The 21201-nt window shown below is 66.6% G+C and carries 25 protein-coding genes; 13 read left to right on the top strand and 12 right to left on the bottom strand.

Going from position 1 to position 21201, the window contains the following annotated elements:
* The first annotated feature begins 45 nt into the window (after window positions 1-45).
* Genes B9C43_RS26650 through B9C43_RS26640 form a run of 3 tightly spaced genes read left to right on the top strand, consistent with a single transcriptional unit; the run spans window position 46 to window position 3730 of the window.
* A complete protein-coding gene (locus B9C43_RS26650; protein ID WP_235038845.1) occupies window positions 46-1455 on the top strand; it encodes a DEAD/DEAH box helicase in 1410 nt (469 codons plus the stop codon).
* Window positions 1456-1499: 44 nt separating this feature from the next.
* A complete protein-coding gene (locus B9C43_RS26645; protein WP_084429736.1) occupies window positions 1500-2861 on the top strand; it encodes an Rv3212 family protein in 1362 nt (453 codons plus the stop codon).
* Entirely contained in the window at window positions 2858-3730 is an 873-nt protein-coding gene (locus B9C43_RS26640) for an alpha/beta fold hydrolase (protein ID WP_084429735.1), read from the top strand. Before B9C43_RS26645 ends, B9C43_RS26640 begins: the two co-directional genes overlap by 4 nt.
* On the opposite strand, the gene B9C43_RS58660 is transcribed toward B9C43_RS26640, so the two are convergent.
* Genes B9C43_RS58660 through B9C43_RS26625 form a run of 3 tightly spaced genes read right to left on the bottom strand, consistent with a single transcriptional unit; the run spans window position 3727 to window position 5853 of the window.
* Window positions 3727-4383, bottom strand: coding sequence for a hypothetical protein (locus tag B9C43_RS58660; protein ID WP_235038844.1), 657 nt, complete (start codon window positions 4381-4383; stop codon window positions 3727-3729). The genes B9C43_RS26640 and B9C43_RS58660 overlap by 4 nt on opposite strands.
* The gene (locus tag B9C43_RS26630; protein WP_200825708.1) at window positions 4380-5186 is read right to left on the bottom strand and encodes a RecB family exonuclease; all 807 of its coding nucleotides are present in this window, start codon (window positions 5184-5186) and stop codon (window positions 4380-4382) included. The genes B9C43_RS58660 and B9C43_RS26630 overlap by 4 nt, the downstream gene beginning before the upstream one ends.
* A gap of 37 nt (window positions 5187-5223) precedes the next feature.
* Window positions 5224-5853: a MarC family protein gene (locus B9C43_RS26625; RefSeq protein ID WP_063751137.1), complete on the bottom strand. Its 630-nt coding sequence runs from the start codon at window positions 5851-5853 to the stop codon at window positions 5224-5226.
* Window positions 5854-5960: 107 nt separating this feature from the next.
* Here B9C43_RS26625 and B9C43_RS26620 point away from each other — a divergent pair, with 107 nt between their 5' ends.
* Genes B9C43_RS26620 through B9C43_RS26605 form a run of 4 tightly spaced genes read left to right on the top strand, consistent with a single transcriptional unit; the run spans window position 5961 to window position 9317 of the window.
* Window positions 5961-6353 (top strand): GntR family transcriptional regulator, encoded by a 393-nt coding sequence (locus B9C43_RS26620; RefSeq protein WP_084429734.1) that lies wholly within the window; start codon window positions 5961-5963, stop codon window positions 6351-6353.
* Entirely contained in the window at window positions 6350-7225 is an 876-nt protein-coding gene (locus B9C43_RS26615; protein ID WP_033389632.1) for an ABC transporter ATP-binding protein, read from the top strand. Before B9C43_RS26620 ends, B9C43_RS26615 begins: the two co-directional genes overlap by 4 nt.
* A complete protein-coding gene (locus B9C43_RS26610) occupies window positions 7222-8229 on the top strand; it encodes an ABC transporter permease (RefSeq protein WP_084429733.1) in 1008 nt (335 codons plus the stop codon). Before B9C43_RS26615 ends, B9C43_RS26610 begins: the two co-directional genes overlap by 4 nt.
* Before the next feature lie 11 nt (window positions 8230-8240).
* The gene (locus B9C43_RS26605) at window positions 8241-9317 is read left to right on the top strand and encodes an alpha/beta hydrolase family protein (protein WP_235038843.1); all 1077 of its coding nucleotides are present in this window, start codon (window positions 8241-8243) and stop codon (window positions 9315-9317) included.
* Here the strand turns inward: B9C43_RS26605 and B9C43_RS26600 are convergent.
* Genes B9C43_RS26600 through B9C43_RS57640 form a run of 3 tightly spaced genes read right to left on the bottom strand, consistent with a single transcriptional unit; the run spans window position 9306 to window position 10946 of the window.
* A complete protein-coding gene (locus tag B9C43_RS26600; protein WP_033389628.1) occupies window positions 9306-10166 on the bottom strand; it encodes a PHP domain-containing protein in 861 nt (286 codons plus the stop codon). The two genes, B9C43_RS26605 and B9C43_RS26600, sit on opposite strands and share 12 nt — an antisense overlap.
* 36 nt (window positions 10167-10202) lie before the next feature.
* A complete protein-coding gene (locus tag B9C43_RS26595) occupies window positions 10203-10763 on the bottom strand; it encodes a PH domain-containing protein (protein ID WP_033389626.1) in 561 nt (186 codons plus the stop codon).
* Window positions 10764-10781: 18 nt separating this feature from the next.
* On the bottom strand, window positions 10782-10946 hold the full coding sequence (locus B9C43_RS57640) for a hypothetical protein (RefSeq protein WP_185845559.1): 165 nt from the start codon (window positions 10944-10946) through the stop codon (window positions 10782-10784).
* A gap of 143 nt (window positions 10947-11089) precedes the next feature.
* Here B9C43_RS57640 and B9C43_RS26590 point away from each other — a divergent pair, with 143 nt between their 5' ends.
* On the top strand, window positions 11090-11515 hold the full coding sequence (locus B9C43_RS26590; RefSeq protein ID WP_084429732.1) for an NUDIX hydrolase: 426 nt from the start codon (window positions 11090-11092) through the stop codon (window positions 11513-11515).
* A 4-nt stretch (window positions 11516-11519) separates the two neighbouring features.
* Here B9C43_RS26590 and B9C43_RS26585 read toward each other — a convergent pair whose 3' ends face one another.
* Together B9C43_RS26585 and B9C43_RS26580 are read right to left on the bottom strand one after the other, a co-directional pair.
* A complete protein-coding gene (locus tag B9C43_RS26585; protein WP_143446627.1) occupies window positions 11520-12617 on the bottom strand; it encodes a DUF2332 domain-containing protein in 1098 nt (365 codons plus the stop codon).
* Complete coding sequence (locus B9C43_RS26580; RefSeq protein WP_033389614.1) at window positions 12614-13117, bottom strand: MaoC family dehydratase; 504 nt, start codon at window positions 13115-13117, stop codon at window positions 12614-12616. The genes B9C43_RS26585 and B9C43_RS26580 overlap by 4 nt, the downstream gene beginning before the upstream one ends.
* A 297-nt stretch (window positions 13118-13414) precedes the next feature.
* Here B9C43_RS26580 and B9C43_RS26575 point away from each other — a divergent pair, with 297 nt between their 5' ends.
* Both B9C43_RS26575 and B9C43_RS57635 read left to right on the top strand, forming a co-directional pair.
* Window positions 13415-14494 (top strand): magnesium and cobalt transport protein CorA, encoded by a 1080-nt coding sequence (locus B9C43_RS26575; RefSeq protein ID WP_033389612.1) that lies wholly within the window; start codon window positions 13415-13417, stop codon window positions 14492-14494.
* Between the two features lie 78 nt (window positions 14495-14572).
* Window positions 14573-14719 (top strand): hypothetical protein, encoded by a 147-nt coding sequence (locus B9C43_RS57635; protein ID WP_200825696.1) that lies wholly within the window; start codon window positions 14573-14575, stop codon window positions 14717-14719.
* Here the strand turns inward: B9C43_RS57635 and B9C43_RS26570 are convergent.
* The 3 genes from B9C43_RS26570 to B9C43_RS26560 are packed head-to-tail and all read right to left on the bottom strand — an operon-like array spanning window position 14716 to window position 17002.
* Window positions 14716-15522 (bottom strand): ESX secretion-associated protein EspG, encoded by an 807-nt coding sequence (locus B9C43_RS26570; RefSeq protein ID WP_084429730.1) that lies wholly within the window; start codon window positions 15520-15522, stop codon window positions 14716-14718. The genes B9C43_RS57635 and B9C43_RS26570 overlap by 4 nt on opposite strands.
* Window positions 15519-15854: a hypothetical protein gene (locus tag B9C43_RS26565; RefSeq protein WP_084429729.1), complete on the bottom strand. Its 336-nt coding sequence runs from the start codon at window positions 15852-15854 to the stop codon at window positions 15519-15521. Before B9C43_RS26565 ends, B9C43_RS26570 begins: the two co-directional genes overlap by 4 nt.
* Before the next feature lie 8 nt (window positions 15855-15862).
* Window positions 15863-17002, bottom strand: coding sequence for a WXG100 family type VII secretion target (locus B9C43_RS26560; RefSeq protein ID WP_143446594.1), 1140 nt, complete (start codon window positions 17000-17002; stop codon window positions 15863-15865).
* A 101-nt stretch (window positions 17003-17103) separates the two neighbouring features.
* Between B9C43_RS26560 and B9C43_RS26555 the strand changes: the two genes are divergently transcribed.
* The 3 genes from B9C43_RS26555 to B9C43_RS26545 are packed head-to-tail and all read left to right on the top strand — an operon-like array spanning window position 17104 to window position 20000.
* Window positions 17104-17793 (top strand): metallophosphoesterase family protein, encoded by a 690-nt coding sequence (locus tag B9C43_RS26555; protein WP_084429865.1) that lies wholly within the window; start codon window positions 17104-17106, stop codon window positions 17791-17793.
* Window positions 17783-18619 (top strand): hypothetical protein, encoded by an 837-nt coding sequence (locus B9C43_RS26550; RefSeq protein WP_033389621.1) that lies wholly within the window; start codon window positions 17783-17785, stop codon window positions 18617-18619. The genes B9C43_RS26555 and B9C43_RS26550 overlap by 11 nt, the downstream gene beginning before the upstream one ends.
* Window positions 18620-18662: 43 nt before the next feature.
* On the top strand, window positions 18663-20000 hold the full coding sequence (locus B9C43_RS26545) for a hypothetical protein (RefSeq protein ID WP_084429727.1): 1338 nt from the start codon (window positions 18663-18665) through the stop codon (window positions 19998-20000).
* On the opposite strand, the gene B9C43_RS26540 is transcribed toward B9C43_RS26545, so the two are convergent.
* Window positions 19975-20958, bottom strand: a complete 984-nt coding sequence (locus tag B9C43_RS26540) for a hypothetical protein (RefSeq protein ID WP_051896988.1) — start codon at window positions 20956-20958, stop codon at window positions 19975-19977. The genes B9C43_RS26545 and B9C43_RS26540 overlap by 26 nt on opposite strands.
* Window positions 20959-21201: the final 243 nt, after the last annotated feature.

Below are 21201 nucleotides of genomic sequence, written 5' to 3'. Positions count from 1 at the left end.
ATCGACCGCACGTTCGCCATCCAGGAACTGACGCTCCCGCTGGCCATGTCCGGCGACGACATCATCGGCCAGGCCCGGACCGGGATGGGCAAGACCCTCGGGTTCGGCGTCCCGCTGCTGCACCGCCTGGCCACGCCGGGTGACGGCACCCCGCAGGCCCTTGTCGTCGTGCCGACGCGTGAGCTTTGTCTCCAGGTCACCCACGACCTCACCGACGCGAGCAAGCACCTCGGTGTGAAGATCCTGTCGATCTACGGCGGCCGTCCGTACGAGCAGCAGATCTCGGCGCTGCGCAAGGGCGTCGACGTCGTGGTCGGCACCCCTGGCCGCCTGCTTGACCTGGCTGAACAGCGTCACCTGGTGCTCGGCAAGGTCCGTTCGTTGGTACTGGACGAAGCGGACGAGATGCTCGACCTCGGCTTCCTGCCGGACATCGAGCGGATCCTCGGGATGGTGCCCGACGAGCGGCAGACCATGCTGTTCTCGGCCACGATGCCCGGCCCGATCATCACGCTGGCGCGGACGTTCCTGCACCAGCCGACCCACATCCGGGCCGAGGAGAACGACCAGGGCGCGATCCACGAGCGCACCCGTCAGTTCGTCTACCGCGCGCACTCCATGGACAAGGAGGAGATCGTCGCCCGTGCCCTGCAGTCCGAGAGCCGCGGCTTGACGATGATCTTCGCCCGGACCAAGCGGACGGCCCAGAAAGTCGCCGACGACCTGGCCGAACGCGGGTTCGCGGCCGCTGCCGTGCACGGTGACCTTGGTCAGGGCGCCAGGGAGAAGGCGCTGCGCGCGTTCCGGACCGGCAAGGTGGATGTGCTGGTCGCGACCGATGTGGCCGCTCGCGGTATCGACATCGACGACGTCACGCACGTGATCAACTTCCAGTGCCCTGAGGACGAGCAGACCTACGTGCACCGGATCGGCCGCACCGGCCGGGCCGGGCGCACCGGTGTCGCGATCACGCTGGTCGACTGGGACGAGGAGTACCGCTGGAAGTCCATCAGCGACGCACTCGTCCTCGACATGCCCGAGCCGGTCGAGACGTACTCCACGTCCGAGCACCTCTACGCCGACCTGGGCATTCCCGCGGACGCGACCGGCAGGCTGCCGGAGGACATGCAGACCCGCGCGGGCTTGGACGCCGAGCAGGAGGAAGACCTCACGGGCGGCAAGAAGCGCCGTCGGCGTAGTGGCGGCACCACGCGCACCCGTACCTCGTCGCGCACGAAGGAGACGCGCACGAAGGAAGCGCCGTCGGGTGACGGCGAGGAGCGTCCGCCACGGCAGCGCAGGCGCCGCCGGGCAGGCGAGGAAGTCACCGCGACGGCGGAAGAGGCACCAAAGGCCCCGGAGACCGCCGAGAAGGCCGCTGACAAGCCACGACGCCAGCGCACGCGACGCCGCAGCGGTGTCGAGGTGGTCCGTGACGCGGGCGAAACCTCGTGAGTACCGTGAAGTAAGGACTTTGCGAGCTTCTCGAGGAGGACGACGTGCCGGAGACCGCCGAGCACGACGGGCACGGCACGACCGTCTCCGGCGAGGATGTCCTCGCCGGAGAGGTCCACGATGACCCGCCCCGGCCACCGCGCACGTCGTTTCACCGGCGCCGCGACTTCATCGCGGTCGCGCTCATCGTTGTCGCGGTGGTCGCCGGCTGGGCGCTGATCGGCACCACCAGCGACTTCGCCGCGACGTCGTCGCAGACCGCGTCCGGCGAGGTCGAGACTCCCGAAGAGCCCAGCACCTTGCCGCCGTCGTTCGGTGAAGCGTGGCGCGCGCCGAGTGGCGCGACTCCGATCCCTGTCGCCGTCGGCCCGACCGTGGTCACGGGTGACGGCAACGAGGTCGTCGGTCGCGAGCCGTACTCCGGCAAAGTGCGCTGGCGCTATGCCCGCGACATTCCACTGTGTACGGTCGGCGAAGGCTTCAACGACGCGATCGCGCTGTTCAGCAAGCCGGACAATTCGCTGCCGTCCACCGATCCTGGCAAGAAGGGCAACTGCAGCGAGGTGACCTCGCTCAAGGCGGCCACTGGCGAGCGGGACCGCCAGCGCAACGGCGACGCCGAATTGGACACCCAGTTGTTGTCCGACGGCTCGCACGTGACCACAACGGGCAAGCGCCTGCTCAACACCTGGCGCAACGATCTCGTGCAGACCATGGAGTACGGCCAGGTGCCGGACATGGTGAACCCGGACAAGCAGCCGCGCGTCGGTTGCATGTACGGATCGATCGCGGTGACGCCGGGCCGGATCGGCGTGATCGAACGATGCCCAGCCGCGAGCGACCCGGCAGTGACTGGCGACGACCGGCTCACCGTCTACAACCCAGAGGGCAAGGAAAACGAGAGCGACACGCCGATTGTCGCCTTCAGCAACACGGTAGGCGGTTCTCGTGCGCGAATCATCGCGATGAACCAGACCTACACCGCGATCGCGCTGCCCGACCCGTCCCGGATCCTGGTGTACGACAACGAAGGCAACAAGATCCAGGAGTACCCGGTCGCGGTCCCCGATTCCGACTTCGCCGGTGATCCCGCGCACGGCGTCGTCCCGGTCACCAAGGGAACCGACGCGCTGTTCTGGTTCACCGGCACCCGCACGATCGCACTGTCCACAACGGATCTGCGGCCACTGTGGACGGTCGAGAACACTCTCGGGTCCGGTGCGGTGTTCGCCGGCTACCTGTTGCTACCGGTAAAGGACGCATACCTGGTGACCGATCAAGTGACCGGCGCGCGTGTCGCGCAGACACCAGTGAACCGCGACGAGTACAACGGTCCCGTGCAGATGTCCACCCTCGGCCCCATGGTGCTCGAACAGCGTGGGCCGACATTGGTCGCACTCCGATGACGCCGTCCCAGGTCAGCCCGCACGGCGCCAAACGAGTCGACCTGCCCGGCCGGTACGGCCCGCTGGCCGCGTTGCGCCGTCCGGTGCCCGGCCAAGGCCCGATCGCCTTGCTGGTACCGGGTTACACCGGGTCCAAAGAGGACTTCGTGCCGCTGATCGACCCGATCGCCGACGCCGGGATCGAACCGATCGCGATCGACCTGCCGGGACAGTACGAATCTGTCGGACCGGTGGAACTGGACGCGTACTTGCCAGCGGCGCTCGGCGGATTGATCGCCGAACTGGTCGGCAAGCTGGCCGCGGACGGACGGCCGATTCTCCTGCTGGGGCATTCCTACGGCGGGCTGGTTTCGCGCGGCGCCGTGTTGGCCGGGACGCCGATTCGCGGGTTGACGCTGCTCAGCAGCGGGCCCGAGGAGTTGCCAGTCGGGCCGCGGCGCAAGATGCTCGAGTTGGCCGAGCCCGTACTGCGCGAGCACGGCATCGAGACGCTGGCCGAGTTCCGTCGGGCGATGTACGAGAACGACCCGAACTGGTTGAAGTTGCCAGCCGAGTTGCGGGAGTTCTTGACCGAGCGGTTCCGGCGCACCATGCCCGAGAACCTGCTGGGTATGGCCATGGGGCTACGGACCGAGCCTGACCTCGTCGACAGCCTCGCCAGGCAGCTGGAAACCACTGCTACGCCGTGCTTGGTGGCGTGTGGCGCCGATGACGACGCATGGCCCATCGCGGCGCAACGGGACATGGCAGAGCGGTTGGACGCGGACTTCGCGGTCATCCCGGGCGCCCGGCACTCGCCTGCTGTGGAGAATCCCGAGGCGCTGCTGGGGGTTCTGTTGTCGACCTGGCGGATGTGGCTGGCTGGCTAGATCCACCAGAACAGGACGAGCACCAGCACGACGAGCACGCCGATCCCGAGACCTGCGATCAACGCCGGTCTGCCCGGTCTCCGGTCGATCGTGCGCTGCGCATACAACGCCAACCCGGCGGCAACGATGTGCCCGATGAGCTCGACCACGCCCAACCCGGGCACGCCGTTGGACCACGAGATGATCTGCAGCACAAGAACGACAAGGGCCAGGACAGTCAACCCCGCCGCCAACGCCCCGGTGAGCTCGCGCCAGAGCCGGCCCTTGCGGCGCTTCGGCTGGTCCTCGGGGGTCTGATCTGTGCGTTCCTCAGGCGCTGCGTGCTGCGCTTGGTATTCGTCGGGCACGGCGTTCGCGCGCATCTCGGGAGCCGGGCGCTGCGCGCGAACCTGCTGTTCAGCTGTCGCCGCGTTCGGGTGCCCCTCAGGAGCGGGACGCGGCACGCGAACCTGCCGCTCCTCAGCCACCGTGTTTGCCCGCCCCTCGGCGGCTGGACGCGGCTTGCGAACCTGGTGTTCTTCAGGGCGTCCCTCGGGCGCGGGGCGCGGCTTGCGAGCCTGCCGTCCCTGGGCCGGGTACTCCTCAGTCACCGCATTCGCGTTCGCGTGCGGGTTCTGGGTCGGCAGTTCTTCTGTCGCCTGCTCGGAATTCACGGTGGCAACATCCCCCACGGGGCGGTCGGCGGTCCTGCTGCTTGGCCTTCTGGGCAGTGGCGACGGAAGTCGCACCATGAGCATTGCCTTCCCACTTGCGGCGGGAACAACACGTCCGGATCGCCGCCCGCTTCCAGTGTGTCGGTCGCGAGCTGCAGTTCCTCTGCCGTTTCCTCCGCGCGTTTCTGGTGGCGGGCCAGTGATTCGTCGGTGTGCTCCCAGACTGCGACTTCGCCTGTGGGCAGGTGGTGAAGTTCGACGCGCCTGCATTTGCGCCGCAGTGTCCGGGTCGTCGCGATCGCGTACATCGCCAGCGCCTGGGAGCCACGGGCATCATCGGTGGTCAGGGCCTGCCGACCGGTCTTGTAGTCGACGATCACGAGCTCGCCGTCGCGGTCGTCGATGCGGTCGACTCGCCCTTCTGCCACGATCGTGCCCGCGGGCGCCGACACCCAGCGTTCGAGACCGATCGGGTCGACCGACACGTCCGTCTCCGCCAGGTACCGGGCAACCCATTCGCGAGCGCGGTCACGGTAGACAGCGGCTTGCCCGCCGTCGGCGAAACCGTCGTCCTTCCAATGGGTTGTCACAAGGGCCGCACCGGTTTCCGGCGTGCGCTTGTCCAGCGGGAGATCGAAGAAAGCCCGCAAGGCGTTGTGCACCACGGCACCCAGGGTGCTGTGCGCGTACGCACCACCGCGCTGCGGTGTCGGGCGGTCAATGTACGTCATTCGATAGCGGCGTGGGCAATCCATCCACGTCGCCAACTTCGACGGAGTCACCCGAACGAGTTTCTTCGGCATGCTGTCGAATCCGAGCTGCCCTTGCACAGACTCCAAGTTACCCGGAACCACTGACAAAACCGCGGACGGAGTCCGCCAGCAGTTGCACCGCGATCGCGGCGAGCAGCAGACCTGCGATCTTGGCGAGCAGGACGATCCCGCTCTCCTTGATCAACCGGATCACCACGCCGGAGAACCGCAGGCAGATCCACAGCAAGAAGTGAACAGTCAGAATCGCCAATGCGAGCGCCACATAACCGCCCGTGTGCCCCTCAGCCTGGCGCACGAACACGATCGTCGCCGCGATCGCACCCGGACCGGCCAGCAACGGCGTGCCGAGCGGGACCAAGGCGACGTTGACGTCCTCGACTTCCTGCGGCTCGGTCGTACCACGGCCGCTCAACAGGTCTAGCGCGATGATCAGCAGCAGTAACCCGCCCGCGCCCTGCAGTGCCGGGATGCCGATGTGCAGGTACGCCAGGATGGCCTGCCCGCCGACCGCGAACAGGCTGATGACCAGCAGCGACACCAGCACCGCCTGCCTGGCCGCCGCGGCGCGCGCGGCCCGCGACTTGCGCCCGACCAGGCTCAGGAAGACCGGGATGGTGCCGGGCGGATCCATGATCACCACCAGCGTGATCGTGGTCGCGGTGAACATCCGCGCGTCGAAGTAGTCAGCCAGTGCCACCCGCACATCCAAACAGGACACGGCCGAACCTGCAGGTATCGGCACACGCTGGCACCCATCTCACACTTTCCCTATAGTACTAGTTAGCTAGATAAATGGAGGAAGTCGTGATCGAGTTCCATCTGAACGGCAGATCCGGCCTGTCGCCCTACCAGCAGCTGGTCCAGCAGGTACGGCACGCGCTGCGGCTCGGTCTGCTGCGCGAGGGGGATCAGTTGCCGAAGGTCAAGGACGTGGTCGCCCAGCTGGCGATCAACCCGAACACGGTGCTCAAGGCGTATCGCGAGCTTGAGCACGACGGTCTCGTCGCCGCCCGCCCGGGCGTGGGCACGTTCGTCACGGCCACGCTGAACGGCGGCTCCAACGCCGCACTGGGCGCGCTACGGCAGGACCTGGAGCGCTGGCTGGTCAAGGCCCGCAAGGCCGGCCTCGACGAGGAGAGCATCGAGGCCCTGTTCACCACAACCTTTCGTTCCGCCGCACAGGAGGACATAGCGTGATCCTCAGAGCCCAAGGACTGGGCAAGACGTACAAGCGGCGGCGGGCACTGACCGATTGCACGCTGGAAATCCCCGCCGGTCACGTGACCGGCCTGGTCGGCCCGAACGGCGCGGGCAAGTCGACCCTGCTCAACCTCGCCGCGGGCATGCTCACGCCGACGGAAGGCACGATCGAGGTGTGCGGCGGCCGTCCCGGCAGCGGCACCGAACAGCTGGCCAAAGTCGGGTTCGTCGCACAGGACACGCCGGTCTACGCGGGCCTGACCGTCGCCGACCACCTGCGGCTCGGCTCGCAGCTCAACCCGAACTGGGACAACGCGCTCGCGTACCAGCGGATCACCAAGATCGGCCTGGATCCCGCGCAGAAAGCCGGGAAACTCTCCGGCGGCCAACGCGCCCAGCTCGCGCTGACGCTCGGCATCGCCAAACGGCCACAGCTGCTCCTGCTCGACGAACCGGTCGCCGCGCTGGACCCGTTGGCACGCAGGGAGTTCTTACAGGACCTGATGGAGGCCGTCGCCGAGCAGGAGCTGAGTGTCGTGCTCTCGTCGCACCTCATCGCGGACCTGGAACGGGTCTGCGACCACCTGATCGTCCTGATGGAGTCCCGGGTCCGGATCACTGGCGAGTTCGACGAACTGCTCGCCACGCACTACCGGCTGACCGGCCCACGGCGTGACCTCGACACCTTGCCGCAGGACCAGCACGTCATCTCCGCCAGCCACACCGAGCGGCAGACCACGCTGCTGATCCACACCACCGCGCCGATCCTCGACCCGGCGTGGTCGGTCGAGCCGGTCACCATCGAGGACCTCGTCCTCGCCTACATGAGCCGTCCGCAACCCCGTCGCGCGCTGGAGGTCCTGCGATGATCTGGTTGACCTGGCGCCAGTTCCGGCTGCCCGCCGCGGCTGTCGCGGCGATCGTCGCGGCCCTCGCCACAGTCCTGGTGACCCTGCAACTGCCGTCCATCACCGACGCGGAGACGTTGTACAGCCAGATCACCGATCTGGACTACCAGCTCTACTACGCCGGACTGCTGGTGATGTACGGGATCCCGCCGATCATCGGGATCTTCTGGGGTGCCCCGCTGATCAGCCGCGAGCTGGAGACCGGCACGCATCGCCTGGCGTGGAACCAAACCGTGACGCGAGGCCGGTGGCTGACGGTCAAACTCGGAATGGCCGGGCTGGCGGCCATGGCTGTCAGCGCACTGGCCAGTCTGGTGGTCAGCTGGTGGGCGGGCCCGATCGACACCGCGACCGAACTGGCACGCAGCTCGAGCTTCGGCCCACGGATCGAACCGCCGGTCTTCGCAGTCCGCGGCATCGTGCCGATCGGTTACGCCGCCTTCGCCTTCGTCCTCGGTGTCACGGTGGGAATCCTGCTCCGGCGCACGATCGCGGCCATGGCTGTCACGCTCGTGCTCTACATCGCCGTGCAGCTCGTGTTCCCCTTCGCAGTGCGGCCTTACGTGCTGGCGCCCGAAACCCAGACGGTCACGATCAGCGAGGAAAGCGTCAGGCAGATCCATGTCAACGAGGCTGGGAAGTTCGAGCAGATCGGGGTCGAAAGCAGCCCGGGATCGTGGGTACTGGCCAACAAGACTGTCGACCCCGCCGGCAACCCGGTCGAGCTGGCCACCGCGGTCACAGCCTCCGAATGCACCGTCCCGCCGCCCTCGCAGGGCCCGCCGCCGCAACGACCGACCGCCTGCCTCAAGAAGCTCGACAGCCTGGGTTACAAGCAAGAGTTGACTTATCACCCAGCGAGCAAGTTCTGGGGACTGCAAGCCATCGAGACCGCGATCTACCTCGCCCTCACGGCCTTGTTGGCGTGGTTGTCCTTCCGGCTGGTCCGCCGGCACTTGTCCTGAAAGGAACCGAAGTGCTTCGAGCTTTGACAGCCGTCGCCGTGACCGTGACCCTCGCGACAGGGCACACAGCCGCCGCGGAGCCTGCCTTGTTCCTGCCCGCACCGACAGGCAAGTACGCAGTCGGCACGAAGTCCTTGTACCTCAAGGACTTATCGCGTGCCGACCCGTGGGTCGGCGGGCCGAGAGAGCTGATGCTCACCCTGCGGTACCCCGCGTGGTTCGCCGGTACCCAACGGGCGAAGTACATGACGCCCAAGGAATCCGCACTCCTCCTGGAAGGCATTCCCGGTGTACCGCCCGAGATCCTGACCACGGTCAGGACCAACTCGTTCACCAACTCCGTTCCGGCGCTGGGAAAGTGGCCGCTGGTCGTGCTCTCCCCCGGCTACACCAAACCCCGTGCCACGCTCAGCACGTTGTCCGAGGAACTGGCGAGTGCGGGCTACATCGTGGCCACGATCGACCACACCTACGAGAACAGCGGCACGCAGTTCCCGGACGGGCGCGTCGCCACCTGCGTCTCCTGCGACATCCCACATGACAGGGCGTTCTGGCTGAAGCTGGAGCACGGCCGGGCCGCGGACGTGTCCTTCGTACTGGACGAGCTGACCGCGAAGTACCCGATGATCGACCGGACCAGGATCGCCATGGGCGGCCACTCGGCCGGTGGCATCAGCACGATCCGGGCGATGCTGGCCGACACCCGGATTCGGGCAGGCATCAACATCGACGGCGGTTCACACGAGGAGAAGCCGGCTGCCGAGCTGAACCGGCCGTTCCTGCTCATCGGCCACGAAGGCACGGGGCCGGATCGCAACACCGGCTGGGTGCACGAGTGGCAGCGGATGACCGGCTGGAAGCGGTGGCTGGAGGTCGACGGCACGCGCCACGCGTCCTTCACCGACGTGGGCCTGCTGGGTGATCAGCTGGGCCTCGACGGCGGCGGCACGCTGCCCGCGGACCGGACGGCCGTGATCACCCGTGCCTACGTCAAAGCCTTCTTCGACCTGCATCTGCGGGGCGTGCCGCAGCCGTTGCTCAACGAGCCGTCCGCGGCTTATCCCGAGGTGCGGTTCCTAACCGTGTAGCACCGCGACGCCGGAGGTCCTGGAGACGAGCTCGTCGAAAGCCTCCGGCGAGGTGGAGTCCTGGCCGATCCTGATCGTCTTGTTGGTGCCGTGGTAGTCGCTGGACCCGGTCCGGATCAGGCGCAAGTCCACGGCCAGCTCTCCCAGTTCCGCGCGGACCGACGGGTCGTGATCGGGGTGGTCGACTTCCAGCCCGGTCAGGCCCGCGGCCGCCATCTCCTTGATCACGTCGGCGGTCACGGTCGGGCCGCGGTGGTGAGCGAAAGCATGCGCGAGGACGGTCACGCCGCCCGCGTCGGCGATCATCTGGATCGCAGTGTGCACGGGGGTGTCCCGGCGGCTGACGTGAAACCGGCCCCGGGAGCTCAGGAAGACGCCGAACGCCTCGTCGACCGTGGCGACAACACCCGCTTGGACCAGTGCCATGGCCAAGTGCGGACGTCCGGCTGGCGAGTCCGCCGGAAGGGACGCCATCAAAGCGTCCGGGTCCACCGGATAGCCGTCCTCGGCCATCCGCTTGGCCATCTTGTACAGCCGGGTCCGGCGTTCTGCGCGCAGGCGGGACTGTTCGGCCACGATCGCGGGTGCGGTCGGGTCGAACAGGTATGCCAGCAGGTGCACGGTGGCCGTGCCACCGCGCCCGTTAGGTGAGGTACAGGACAGCTCGGCGCCTCGGACCAGCGACAGACCGCGCGGGAGCGCCTCCGCGGCCTCGGCCCACCCTGCCGTGGTGTCGTGGTCGGTCAACGCGACCGCGGACAACCCGGCTGCCGATGCCTTGGTGACCAACTCCGTGGGCGTGTCCGTGCCGTCAGAGACGGACGAGTGCGTGTGCAGATCGATCACCATGCCATCCAGTGTGCTGCATGGCATGGTTCTCGCCGCTCAGCCGGTGGCCTTCTTGCCCAGGGCCGCCTTCTTGGCCTTGATCATCGAGAACCGCTCGGCCTGCGCCTTCTTGTCACCGAACACCAGTTCCGAAATGGCGTCGTAGACCTGCTCTGGCTTGGGCAGATAGTTGATCCGGTTCAGCGCCTGGATCTGACCGGCCGACTCGACCACCATCGTGCCGAAGCCGAACAGCCTGCCCACCCACGATCTCTCGTACGTGAGGTCCGTCACCTTGCCGATCGGCATCATCAGGACCTTCGTGGTGAAGACTCCCGTGGTCATCATGAACCGTTTGTCGGTCACCACGATCCGCTCCACCCACCACTCGAGCACGAGGTAGGCGAAGCGGAGCAGCACGATAAGCGCGGCGTACCACAGCACGTTCTGCAGCAGCCACATCGACGACGGCAGGATGTAGGACACCATCACAGCGACGGCCAGCAGCGCCGCCGCCTCGAAGACATCCCACGCCAACACCGCCCAATGCCGGCGTACCCGGATCACTCTTCGTTCGGAGTCAAGGAGGTACTCGTCTGGATCCCTGGGCGCGAACATGTCTCCAGTATCTCGCGCCTACGGGTTAAACACATGACTGACGAACGTAATAATTGCTTCTGCGGCGTCCTTGATCGTGCTCACGATGTTGGTGACGATGCCCGCAGACGCCTGCGGTTGAGTTACCAGGAAGAACACGAGCAAAGCGACTCCGGTCAACACGAGGATCTTCTTCGTGTTCACGACGACCAACCCCGTCCTTCTCCGCACCCAGTGGCGCCTGTTGAAAACCGTTGTACCGCACCAAGTGGGCGGCTGACGAGAGTTGTACAGCACTCGGAGCACACGCTCAGACACACAGCCGAATATCGCTACGCTACGTATTCATGCCAGGTGGCCACGTTCGTAAGATCAGGTGTGTCGGAGGGGTGACCCACGACACATATGGCCGTCTTTTGATGGTTCAGCGTGCGCACGCCCCCGGCGAAGGCCTGTGGTCGATACCGGGCGGACGGGTCGAACCGGGTGAGTCCGACCCCGTCGCTGTGGCCCGTGAGCTGCGCGAAGAGACCGGTTTGACGGTCTCGATAGGCCGTCTGGTCGGCAGTGTCACCCGGCCGGCCGCGAGCGGTTTGTACGAGATCTACGACTACGAATGCCGGGTCATCGGAGGCCTTCTGCGGCCGGGAGACGACGCCGCACAGGTCGCGTGGATCGACCTGGCGGCGTTCGGCACACTCGAACGGACGAATTTGCTCACCGAAGGCCTTGCTCCCACACTCCGGGAATGGGACATGCTCCCGCGCGCATGAGTTTCTACAGCCACGCAAGGGTTTGGCCATGCGCTCCGGTACGGCCGAGCAACCTGGTGCCCGGCTTCCCCGCCTCCCACCGGACGAGAGCGAGCACGCCCCGGATCTCCCGGAAGCTGTCCTCGAAGTCGGTGCGGCCCGGCACGAGGTACGTCATCGCGGCCAGGTAGTGCTCCTGGCTGACCCACCAGAGCGGCCTGGTGGCCGCCAGCGAGGCCACTGCGGCCACGAACTCCTGCCGCCGCTCGTCAGCCATGTACGGCAGCACATGGCTCGTCAGAACGACCAATGGGAGCTCGGCAGGCACCTGCGCGGCCGCTTCCGCCAGGCCGTCCACCGCGTCCCCGGTGACCAAGGTCGGCCGGTCCTTCTCCTGCATCTCGGCAGCCACCCGCAGCCGCCGCGACCGCTCCGGCTGATCGGCCCAGACACACGCCTCCAGCCACGCCAGCTCCTCCTCGTCCCGCAGGTCGATCGGGCGGCGGTCGAGGCCCACCTTGGCCGCCACGGCGACCTTCTTGGGCAGCTTGGGCAACGGCTGGCCGGACACCGCACAGGTGAGCACGAGCGGCGTCTTCGCCGGGCCCGCGTTGATCTGCTCACCGGCCTCGGTGGAGTACCGGTAGCCGTACCGGTCGACGCCGAGCAGCAGCCCCGCGCTCGTGCCGACCTCCAGCAGCCCGATCGCCCCCTTGGCCTCCTTTGCCGCCATCGCGATGGCCGGGAACATCGTCGCGACCCTGCGGACCTCGTTGGTCTGCGTCGTGCGCGTCGAGATCAGCTCGCGCATCTTGTCCGCGCGCTCGAGCACGAACTGGCGAAACAGCGGCCAGACCCGCTCGTCCGGGCCGTAACTGCCGCCCATCGTCAGGTAGTAGTTGGCCAGCTCGATCCACGGCTCGGCCTGAACGAGACGTTGCGCCGCGGCGAAGAACAGCGTGCCGTGCGCGAAATTCTCCGGTGCCGCGGCCAGCAGCGCGGCCACTTCGTCGTCGTCCTTGGCGTGGGTGGCCAGCAGCTCGTACAGCGGTGAGATGCCCGCCGCCTCGTTCACGGCGAAGTTCGTCAGCCGCGCCTTGGCCAGCTCCAACGACGCCATCAGGCCACTGGCTCCGGACGGCCGGGCTGCTCGCCGCCGCGCGACTCGCCGTACGAGCGCTTGGGAACCATCACCTTGCGACGGAAAACACACACGACGGTTCCGTCCTGTTTGTACCCACGGGTCTCCACGTACACCACCCCACGGTCGTCCTTGGACTTCGACGGCGTCTTGTCGAGCACTTCGGTCTCGCCGTAGATCGTGTCACCGTGGAAGGTCGGTTTGACGTGTTTGAGCGATTCCACTTCCAGATTAGCGATCGCCTTGCCGGACACGTCAGGCACCGACATGCCCAGCAACAGCGAGTAGATGTAGTTGCCCACCACGACGTTGCGGCCGAAGTCCGTTGTCTCGGCCGCATAGTGCGCGTCCATGTGCAACGGATGGTGGTTCATGGTGAGCAGGCAGAACAGGTGATCGTCGTACTCGGTCACAGTTTTGCCAGGCCAGTGCTTGTACACCGCACCGATTTCGAACTCTTCGAAGTAGCGACCGAACTGCACTTGATCTACCTCCGTGTAACGCTGCCGATGGGCGAGGACGACAGTGTGGTTGCACAGGGAGTATTCTGTGCAACTGGTGTGTGAGCGACTCCACCGCTGACACGACCCGACCCTGGGAGGTGAGGACGCATGAGTGGCACAGATAGCGCGCCGAGTACCAGCAGCGTCCCCACCGGAAGGGTCAGCTTCGCCCGCTAGGCCCCGCGGTACCGGCCGGGACGCTCCGCAAGGCCGGGGAGGACTCCAGTCCACTCCGGCGCGTTTGACGCCCGTAGCACGACGAACGTTGGAGGCCCCATGGCTGCGATCCGCCCGCTTGGCGGTCTGCGCGGAAAGCCTGACCGCAACAACGCGCAGGCGCCGATCCCGGTGCCTGTTTCCGCGTACGTCGTGAACTGCGGCATCTACCGTGACGGCACCCGCGTCCCCGGTCGCTGGACGCACGCCGAAGCCATCAAGGAAGTACGCAAGAACAACGACGGTTTTGTCTGGATCGGACTGCACGAACCGGACGCCGAGCAGATCAAGGGCATCGCGGACACCTTCGGCCTGCACGAGCTGGCCGTCGAGGACGCCGTGCAGGCGCACCAGCGGCCGAAGCTCGAGCGCTACGACGAGACGCTGTTCATGGTGCTCAAGACAGTCCGCTTCGTCGAGCACTCCTCACCGACCACCGCCAGCGAGATCGTCGAGACCGGCGAGCTGATGGCCTTCCTCGGCAAGGACTTCATCGTCACGGTCCGGCACGGCAACCACTCCGGCCTGGCGTCACTGCGGGCGGAGCTGGACAAGGACACGGACCGGTTGAAGATGGGCCCGGCCGCGGTGCTGCACGCGATCGCCGACCGGATCGTGGACAGCTACCTCGACGTCACCGAACGGTTCGAGGACGACATCGAGATGATGGAAACGACCATCTTCGCCCCGCGCACCCAGGTCAGCGCCGAACAGATCTATCTGATGAAACGTGAGGTTCTCGAACTCCGCCGGGCCGTGACACCGTTGGGAAACCCGTTGCGGCGCTTGGCCGAGGGCTACACGCCGCTGGTACCCGAGCAGGTGCGGTCGTACTTCCGTGACGTCGACGACCACCTGACCACGGTGACCGACCGGGTAACGGGGTTCGACGAAATGCTGAACACGTTGATCGACGCCACGCTGGCCAAGATCACGCTCCAGCAGAACACCGACATCCGCAAGATCACCGCGTGGGCCGCGATCATCTCGATCCCGACCATGGTCGTCGGTGTCTACGGGATGAACTTCGACTTCATGCCGGAACTCCGCTGGAAGTTCGGCTATCCGTTGGTGATCCTGCTCATCGTGCTGGTGTGCACGTGGCTCTACCGGGTGCTGCGCAAGAACCGATGGCTTTAGCCGGGCGCGTGCCGCCCGGCTGCTCCTCCGGTCCCCTGCCCCATGTCCACCCCCTGACACCACACAGGGAGGCACATCATGTCCCGGTTCCTGCTCAACCCCATGTTCTGGCTCGTCACAGTGATCGTCGCATGGCTCGTCGTGATCACCGTGTCCATCGCGGGCAACCCGGAAGGCGCTCGCGCGCACTCGATGGAAACCCCGCAGCAGGTCACCCAGCGTTAACGCAGGCCTGCCGCCAGTTTCCGCAGCGCCGCACGGATCTCCGCGGGGGCGAAGGGGTTCACGCTCATCCAGTCGCCGTCACCACCGAGTTGGTAGCGACCGTTTTCCGTGTCCAGCCAACGGATTTCGTCACCGGTGCGGTGCCAGTCGTCGTCCGGCCCTGATCTGCGGGCCACCCCGGCTTGACCGTTGCCGAGCACGGGCTGCAGGTACTGGACCATCCGGCGGGACACGCGATCGTCAACACCGTGCTGCGCAAGGATTTCCTCGACCACACGCGGCGGGAGCTTGCGTGGCCGCACGTCGTCCTCGGTCGGCAGGTCGGCGATCAGCGCGTCGAACGCGGACTGCAAAGCCTTGCGCGGCAACGTGAAAGGCGTGGCCGGTGCGGCGTCGAGGCGCGGGATGATGTCGTACAGCTCGTCGACGGCCTGGTCGAGCGTGACCCGTCGCAGCACGACAGTCCCGAATGGATCGGCTGCCCGCTGGACCACGATCAGCGCGTCGTCCCGGTAGGCCAGGACGACCGCGCCGACCGTGGTTTTCTCCTCAGCGACAACGAGATCCAGCACACCGCCGCCGAATCTGAGCAGGTGCACGAACTCGTCGGCGAGGCCTAGCGGGCCTTGCTCGTCGGCAAGACCACGTTCGGTCAGCTGTTCGCGTGCGACGTGGAACACCACCGCGCGTTCCTGCTCGGAGAGCCCGGTTTCCGGGATCTCCAACGGGAACGGCGGTCGCACCTCAGCGAACGTGCAGAGCAGGTCCACTTCGACCGGGTGCAGCTCAACGTCCTCACTCACTTCAAACCGTCCCGGCTCGCCGCGTCGACCTCCTGGTACTTCGACGCGGCGCGTTCGGCGCCCTCGACGAACTCCTGCAGGTTGGCCACTGCCAGCTCGAGCTGGCCGGCCAGGCCGTTGTCCCCGGCGATCCGGTCGGTGAACTTCTCGGCCAGTTCCCGCGCGGGCGGGCTGGTGCCCAGTTTCGGTGTCAGCGCGGGGTCACGGAATTCGGCGACTTCCCGGCGTACCGCGTCCAAATCGGCCTTGACCTGGGCTATCGCCGCGGCGAACTCGCGTAGCCGTTCCGGGGTGACTTCCCAGCCCTGTGCGCCGGCTTCATGCTCGTACATGATTCCCCTTACAGCCCGATGACCGGCGGCGCGGCCTTCAGATTTCCGGTGAACAGGTCTTCTTCGTGCGGGTAACGCCGTTTGTGTTCCTCGTCCTCTTGCTTCTGGCCAGGTGCCGCACCCATTCCACCCGGCCCGTATCCGGCGAGAGAGCCCCTGCCGTACCTGTTCGTGTGGTCGCTGGGTCGCGTGCCGCCCATCATCGGCGGCACACCGCCGATGCCCGGCACCGCGCCAGCGAATCGCTTGTCACGCAACGTGTCCATGTCCACGCCGCCCGTGGTGCCCACACCAGTCAGCGCGCCCCAACGTCCAGTCGCGTTGTCCGCAAAGGACGGTGCCGTGCTGTACGACCAATCGGAGGTACCCATGCCGCCGGAGCCGATAGGCGACCCAGTTCCGGAACGGTTGACACCGGATGGCATCGTCCCCACGCCGTCGCGTCCGCCTGGCCGGTTCCAGATCGGGTCACTGATGCCATCCGCGGGCCGCCCGAACTGTGGGGTGGCCCGGTCGATGCCCAGAATTGCCGTCTCATACCGGGTCATCGTCTGCACGGCCTTGCGCTTGAGCTTCTTCTTGTTGCTGCCGAACCCGAACGCGCTCGCCAGGCCTCCGATGACCGCCCCAGCCGCGGCTCCGAACGGCCCGCCGATCGCGAACCCAGCGGCCGCGGCGCCGCCAGCGGTCCCGAGACCGGACCACAGGCCGCCCTTCGGCGCGCCCGGCATCGTGCTCTGCGCCGATGTCAGCGCACCACCGGAGTCGTCGACGGGCTCGGCGATCCGGGTCGCCGTCTGGCCCAGCCCGGAGATCCACTTGGCGTTGTGCGCGACTTTGGCTCGTGCTTCGTCCGCGCCCGCGCCGGACCAGAACTGCATCAGCGCGACCAACGACCGTTCCAGATCGGCGGCGCTGGCCGACAGCTTCTCGCCCTGCCTGCGCCACGTGTCGGCGAGGAACTGCAGCTGGGCCGGATTGGCGTCCCGCGAGACCATCTTGATCAGCGACTCGAGGCTGTAGCCGTTCCAGTGCGTGCCGCCTGTGACGTACATGTCATCGTCGGCATGGCGGGGATGCCGTGCCGGGAAAGCGCCCCGGATGTGCTGAAGTAGTCCCTGGTAAAGAGTGCCAAGCCCCGATAACACTGGTGTGTCCTCCCTCGGCCACCACGCGTCAGCGAGTGTCCGATTATCCGGATTGGTTCATGGCCGCGCGACGGCTGAAATACGGTCGTACGCTCAGTGCCGTGCCCAAGGTGCTGACGGTGTCCGATGAAGTGGTCGAGTCGCTGTGGACCGATCAAGTCCACCGGCATTCGGTCGATCTCGTACTGGCCGCGGGCGACCTGCCGTTCGACTATCTGGAGTACCTGGCCAACGCCTTGGAGCAGCCATGCGTCCTGGTCCCCGGCAACCACGACGTGGATCTGGGCGGCTACGCCCGGCGCCGTGGACTCTGGATGCGCGACGGGTTCCCCGCGCGCTGGCCCGGTCCACAAGGCTGGGTGGACGCCGACGGCCGGATCGTCGATGTCGCGGGGCTGCGGATAGCCGGTCTCGGCGGTTCGATCCGGTACAGCAACGGGCCGAACCAGTGGACCGAGAGACAGCAATCACGCCGGGTGAAAACGCTCGCCCGCGCGGCTGACCGTATGTACCGTCGAGATGGGCGAGGCGTCGACGTGCTGCTGACGCACGCACCACCGCTGGGGGTCGGGGACCGCGAGGACCCACCACACCGCGGCTTCGCCTGCCTGCACGACGCAGTGCGCCGGATGCGTCCGGCATGGCTACTACACGGACATATCCATCCGCACGGTGACGATTTTCTTTTGGGGAAAACGGTTCCCGAGCGGCGAATGGACCAGACCAGGGTCGTCAACACGGTCGGCTACCAGATCCTGGACATCACGCCGGGAGGTGACGGTGCAGACTGACACGGGATTTCCACGTGCTGACGCGGAAAACGACTTCCTGAAGGCGCGCCGCAGACAAGTGCTGTCCAGATTGGCCGCGTGGCTGCGCCGTGAACCCGACGACGTGAACATCATGCTGCCGTTCGACGAAGTGGTCGAGGCACTCGGCAGGGTCGGCGAACGCAGGCTCGGCCCGCAGGTGATCCGGCTGGACTCGATCGTCGGCAGCGTGGACCGGACCAGGGACTTCGACCGTCGCTTCCGGCCGACATCGGGGCGGCTGCGGGAGCGGTGGGAAAGGCTGGCGCGGGCACAGCGGCGGGGCGAACCGATCCCGCCGATCGAGGTGTACCGGGTCGGCGACCTGCATTTCGTGTCCGACGGGCACCACCGGGTCTCGGTGGCGCACGCGCTCAAGCAGGACACGATCGAGGCGTACGTCACCGAGGTGCGCACCAAGATCTCGGCGGACGGGATCCGGTTCCGTGGCGACCTGATCGTGAAGAACGACCGCAGGCTGTTCCTGGAACGCGTGCCGTTGTCCGGGCCGGCCCGAGCGGCGATGGTGCTCAGCGACCCGTGGCAGTACACGATCCTGAGCGAAACCGTCGAGGCGTGGGGCTTCCGGCTGATGCAGGACGAGTCCAAGTTCTACAACCGGGCGGAGATCGCGGCCCGGTTCTACGCGGAGGAGTTCGAGCCGGTGGTCACCATGCTTAGGCAGGCCGGGCTGATCGGCGACCGGACCGAGGCCGAGGCCTACCTCGCGGTGAGTGAGCAGCGGTACCGGTTGATGCGCACCCATCGGTGGGATGACGACGTGATAGCCAAGCTGCGTAAGGGATAAAGGAGTTGCCGCTTCGGGTTCGACCGGCCACAGTGTCCGATTGATGGACATCGACTTCTTCGCCGGGATAGCGCGAACCGGCACGGTCCTCGGCGCCGACGCGGGCATGAGCCCTCAGGAGGTCCAGCGCTACCTCGGCGATGACCCGTGGGACACCGAGCGCGACGACGAGCTGTCGTGGGACTACGGTCTCGTCGAGTTCTTCTGGGACATCAAGGGGTCCCGGTTCGAGGTGAACCTCGGCCGGACAACGGAACAAGTGCCGTTCTCTGCCCTGGCCGCCAGGGTATCCCTTGTCCCACAGGAGGATCGCACGTATTTGCAGCCGACGTCCGGTGTCGTTGTGCATGTTCGTGACGGCCTGGTCGATCTGATTGTGTCGACGCGCGGCGGTCGTGGCGGCTTGGACATTCCGGGCGAACGGGTTCCGGTGGTCAACGCCCATCCCGGGTTCTTCGCCGACATCGTGGAAACCGGAACGGTACTCGGCGTCGACGCGGACCTTGACCCGTCGGTCGTACGGCGGATTCTCGGTGACTTCGAGTACGACAACGACAACGGCGAGTCCTTCTGGTGGGGCTACGACATCGTGGAGATCTTCTGGCACCGGAGAGCCAGTGGCCACGGCGTGATCGGCTCGCACTACAGCGTGCAGACCCATCGGCTCAACGCACGCAACCGCCCACTGCTGTTCGCAGACCTGGAAGCCGAACTCACCCGCCGTGGTGTGTCGTTGACGCCGCTGCCCAGCAAGCCGCTTTTCGAGGAGTACCAGGAGTACTGGCAGCCAGAGTCGAGGATGGCGCTGACCGTGCACCTGCCGTGCGGTGAGGTGGAGCGGATCGGCTCGGACTACCGCCAGGACCACTCACAACCCGACTGGGGCGACCACCGGGCGATCTACCGCAGCATGAAGGAACTAGTCAGCTTCTCCCCCGCCGCCCGGTTGAGGTGGATAGCCAAGCACAAGCCCGCCGAGTACGCGTGGAGCTGGTGGATGCGTCGCATCAGGACGATCACATGGCGGGCAACGACAACGGATGCCGTCCGCAACCGGGAGAAGTGGGTCGACTTCGGCTATTGGGCGCTCGAACAGTGCCCGTCGCTTGACGTGCCCGCGGCAATGACGGCGCAGGCGGTCGCGGAGTACACCGCTAACCTCGAAGACGCCCAACCGGAAATGCGTCGCCTCCCGGCAGACACCGTCGTTCGGACGTGCCTCGCGCAGATCACGGGGAAGATGGACCGCACCGACAAGTCCCTGATCACCGCCGCCAGCCTGCACAGGCATGCGGTGACGGACCCGGTTTTGCTGGCGGCACTTGACTCGTGGATCGCGCGTCGGACGGACATCCCTAGCGCTTCGATGCCACGACTGTGACTCGATCGGGCAATGGCCTGACTTCGTCCATCAACCGGTCCGCGTAGTTGTCAAGCAACCGTGTCCCAACTTGTTGCGCGTACCCGAAAAGTACCGCCCAGAGCAGCAGAGCCGCCTGCGAGCCAACGTAAACAATGCCGCTGACCAGACCCGCGCCCAACGCCAGCAACCCTACGACCGACAACGCCGCGCCGAGCAGGATTTTCACCAAGGCCTGATATCCGATGAGCACGTACGGACTCAGGTCAGGCCGGCGCCGGATGAGCAGCAGGACAACGGAAATCGTGGCACCCAACGCCCCGAAGAGCTGGACCATCCACACGTCCCAGCCGGTGGCCGCCCGCGCCCCGGTCGGGCAAAGCAGTTGCGGCACAGCGGGGTTCGGCGGCATGCACGTCGGCACAAGCCCAGGTTTGAGCAGCCCTACCAACCCGAGCGCGGTGTTGAGGACGAACAAGGCGAGACTGATGACAATCAGCTTGTTGCGCAGTGCCCTGGCGGCAGCATGTGCGTCGTCCGAGGCGTCGAACGCCGCCCGCATCGCGTCGACAACCGTTGCCCGGTCTGGGTCTGCCTGCTCAATGGCCCTGCGCCGCGGATCGCCCTCTTCGAGGTACATCCGGACCCGGGCCCGCAGCCCCGGCAGCCTGGAAGGCAGGTCCGGATCGGCGGCGGCCAGGTAGATCTCGGCTTCGTGCAGGGCACGCCAGGCGCGCTCGATGTGCCAGCCCGACCACCAGGACGCACCGGAACGCCACCACTTGTTGTCCGCACTGCGCAAGGCCGCGTCCACGATCTCAAGCGAGACCTCCGCTGCCTTGCGCGCCACTTCCGTCGCCGGAGCAGGCGGCAAGGCGGCCAAATCCGCGCGCACCCGCCGAGCCCTCGACTCGACTGTCAACTGCCAGTCGGTGACGTCAGCCCCGACTTGCCAACCGACAGTGACATTTTCCACCATGATCGATCACCCCGAGTACATGGTGACACCGATCGACGCCCGATTTCAGCAGCCGAACGAGCGGTTTACGCAGGTCAACGCGGCATACCGAGCGCAACGCACGAATGCGCACGGTAGTGCTAGAAGCCCGAATGGCCCACCAAGCGCCGAAAGGCGAACACGCCACGTCGCAACGGTGGGTTCGGCACGCCGGAATGCGCCCCCGCCCATGCCGCAATGTCAGCCCCACCGCGCCGCAACAGC

The sequence above is a fragment of the Kibdelosporangium aridum genome, assembly GCF_900176515.1.
Classification (GTDB): domain Bacteria; phylum Actinomycetota; class Actinomycetes; order Mycobacteriales; family Pseudonocardiaceae; genus Kibdelosporangium; species Kibdelosporangium aridum.
Note: the sequence above shows the minus strand (reverse complement) of the source record. Positions and strands in the feature narration are given on the sequence as shown.

What these genes read in the sequence shown, in the direction of transcription:
- B9C43_RS26650 (WP_235038845.1), top strand. Translation starts at nt 46, where the DNA reads ATGTCCGGCGACGACATCATCGGCCAGGCCCGGACCGGGATGGGCAAG.
- B9C43_RS26640 (WP_084429735.1), top strand. Translation starts at nt 2,858, where the DNA reads ATGACGCCGTCCCAGGTCAGCCCGCACGGCGCCAAACGAGTCGACCTG.
- B9C43_RS26630 (WP_200825708.1), bottom strand. Translation starts at nt 5,186, where the DNA reads ATGCCGAAGAAACTCGTTCGGGTGACTCCGTCGAAGTTGGCGACGTGG.
- B9C43_RS26610 (WP_084429733.1), top strand. Translation starts at nt 7,222, where the DNA reads ATGATCTGGTTGACCTGGCGCCAGTTCCGGCTGCCCGCCGCGGCTGTC.
- B9C43_RS26600 (WP_033389628.1), bottom strand. Translation starts at nt 10,166, where the DNA reads ATGGTGATCGATCTGCACACGCACTCGTCCGTCTCTGACGGCACGGAC.
- B9C43_RS26595 (WP_033389626.1), bottom strand. Translation starts at nt 10,763, where the DNA reads ATGTTCGCGCCCAGGGATCCAGACGAGTACCTCCTTGACTCCGAACGA.
- B9C43_RS26590 (WP_084429732.1), top strand. Translation starts at nt 11,090, where the DNA reads ATGCCAGGTGGCCACGTTCGTAAGATCAGGTGTGTCGGAGGGGTGACC.
- B9C43_RS26575 (WP_033389612.1), top strand. Translation starts at nt 13,415, where the DNA reads ATGGCTGCGATCCGCCCGCTTGGCGGTCTGCGCGGAAAGCCTGACCGC.
- B9C43_RS57635 (WP_200825696.1), top strand. Translation starts at nt 14,573, where the DNA reads ATGTCCCGGTTCCTGCTCAACCCCATGTTCTGGCTCGTCACAGTGATC.
- B9C43_RS26565 (WP_084429729.1), bottom strand. Translation starts at nt 15,854, where the DNA reads ATGTACGAGCATGAAGCCGGCGCACAGGGCTGGGAAGTCACCCCGGAA.
- B9C43_RS26545 (WP_084429727.1), top strand. Translation starts at nt 18,663, where the DNA reads ATGGACATCGACTTCTTCGCCGGGATAGCGCGAACCGGCACGGTCCTC.
- B9C43_RS26540 (WP_051896988.1), bottom strand. Translation starts at nt 20,958, where the DNA reads ATGGTGGAAAATGTCACTGTCGGTTGGCAAGTCGGGGCTGACGTCACC.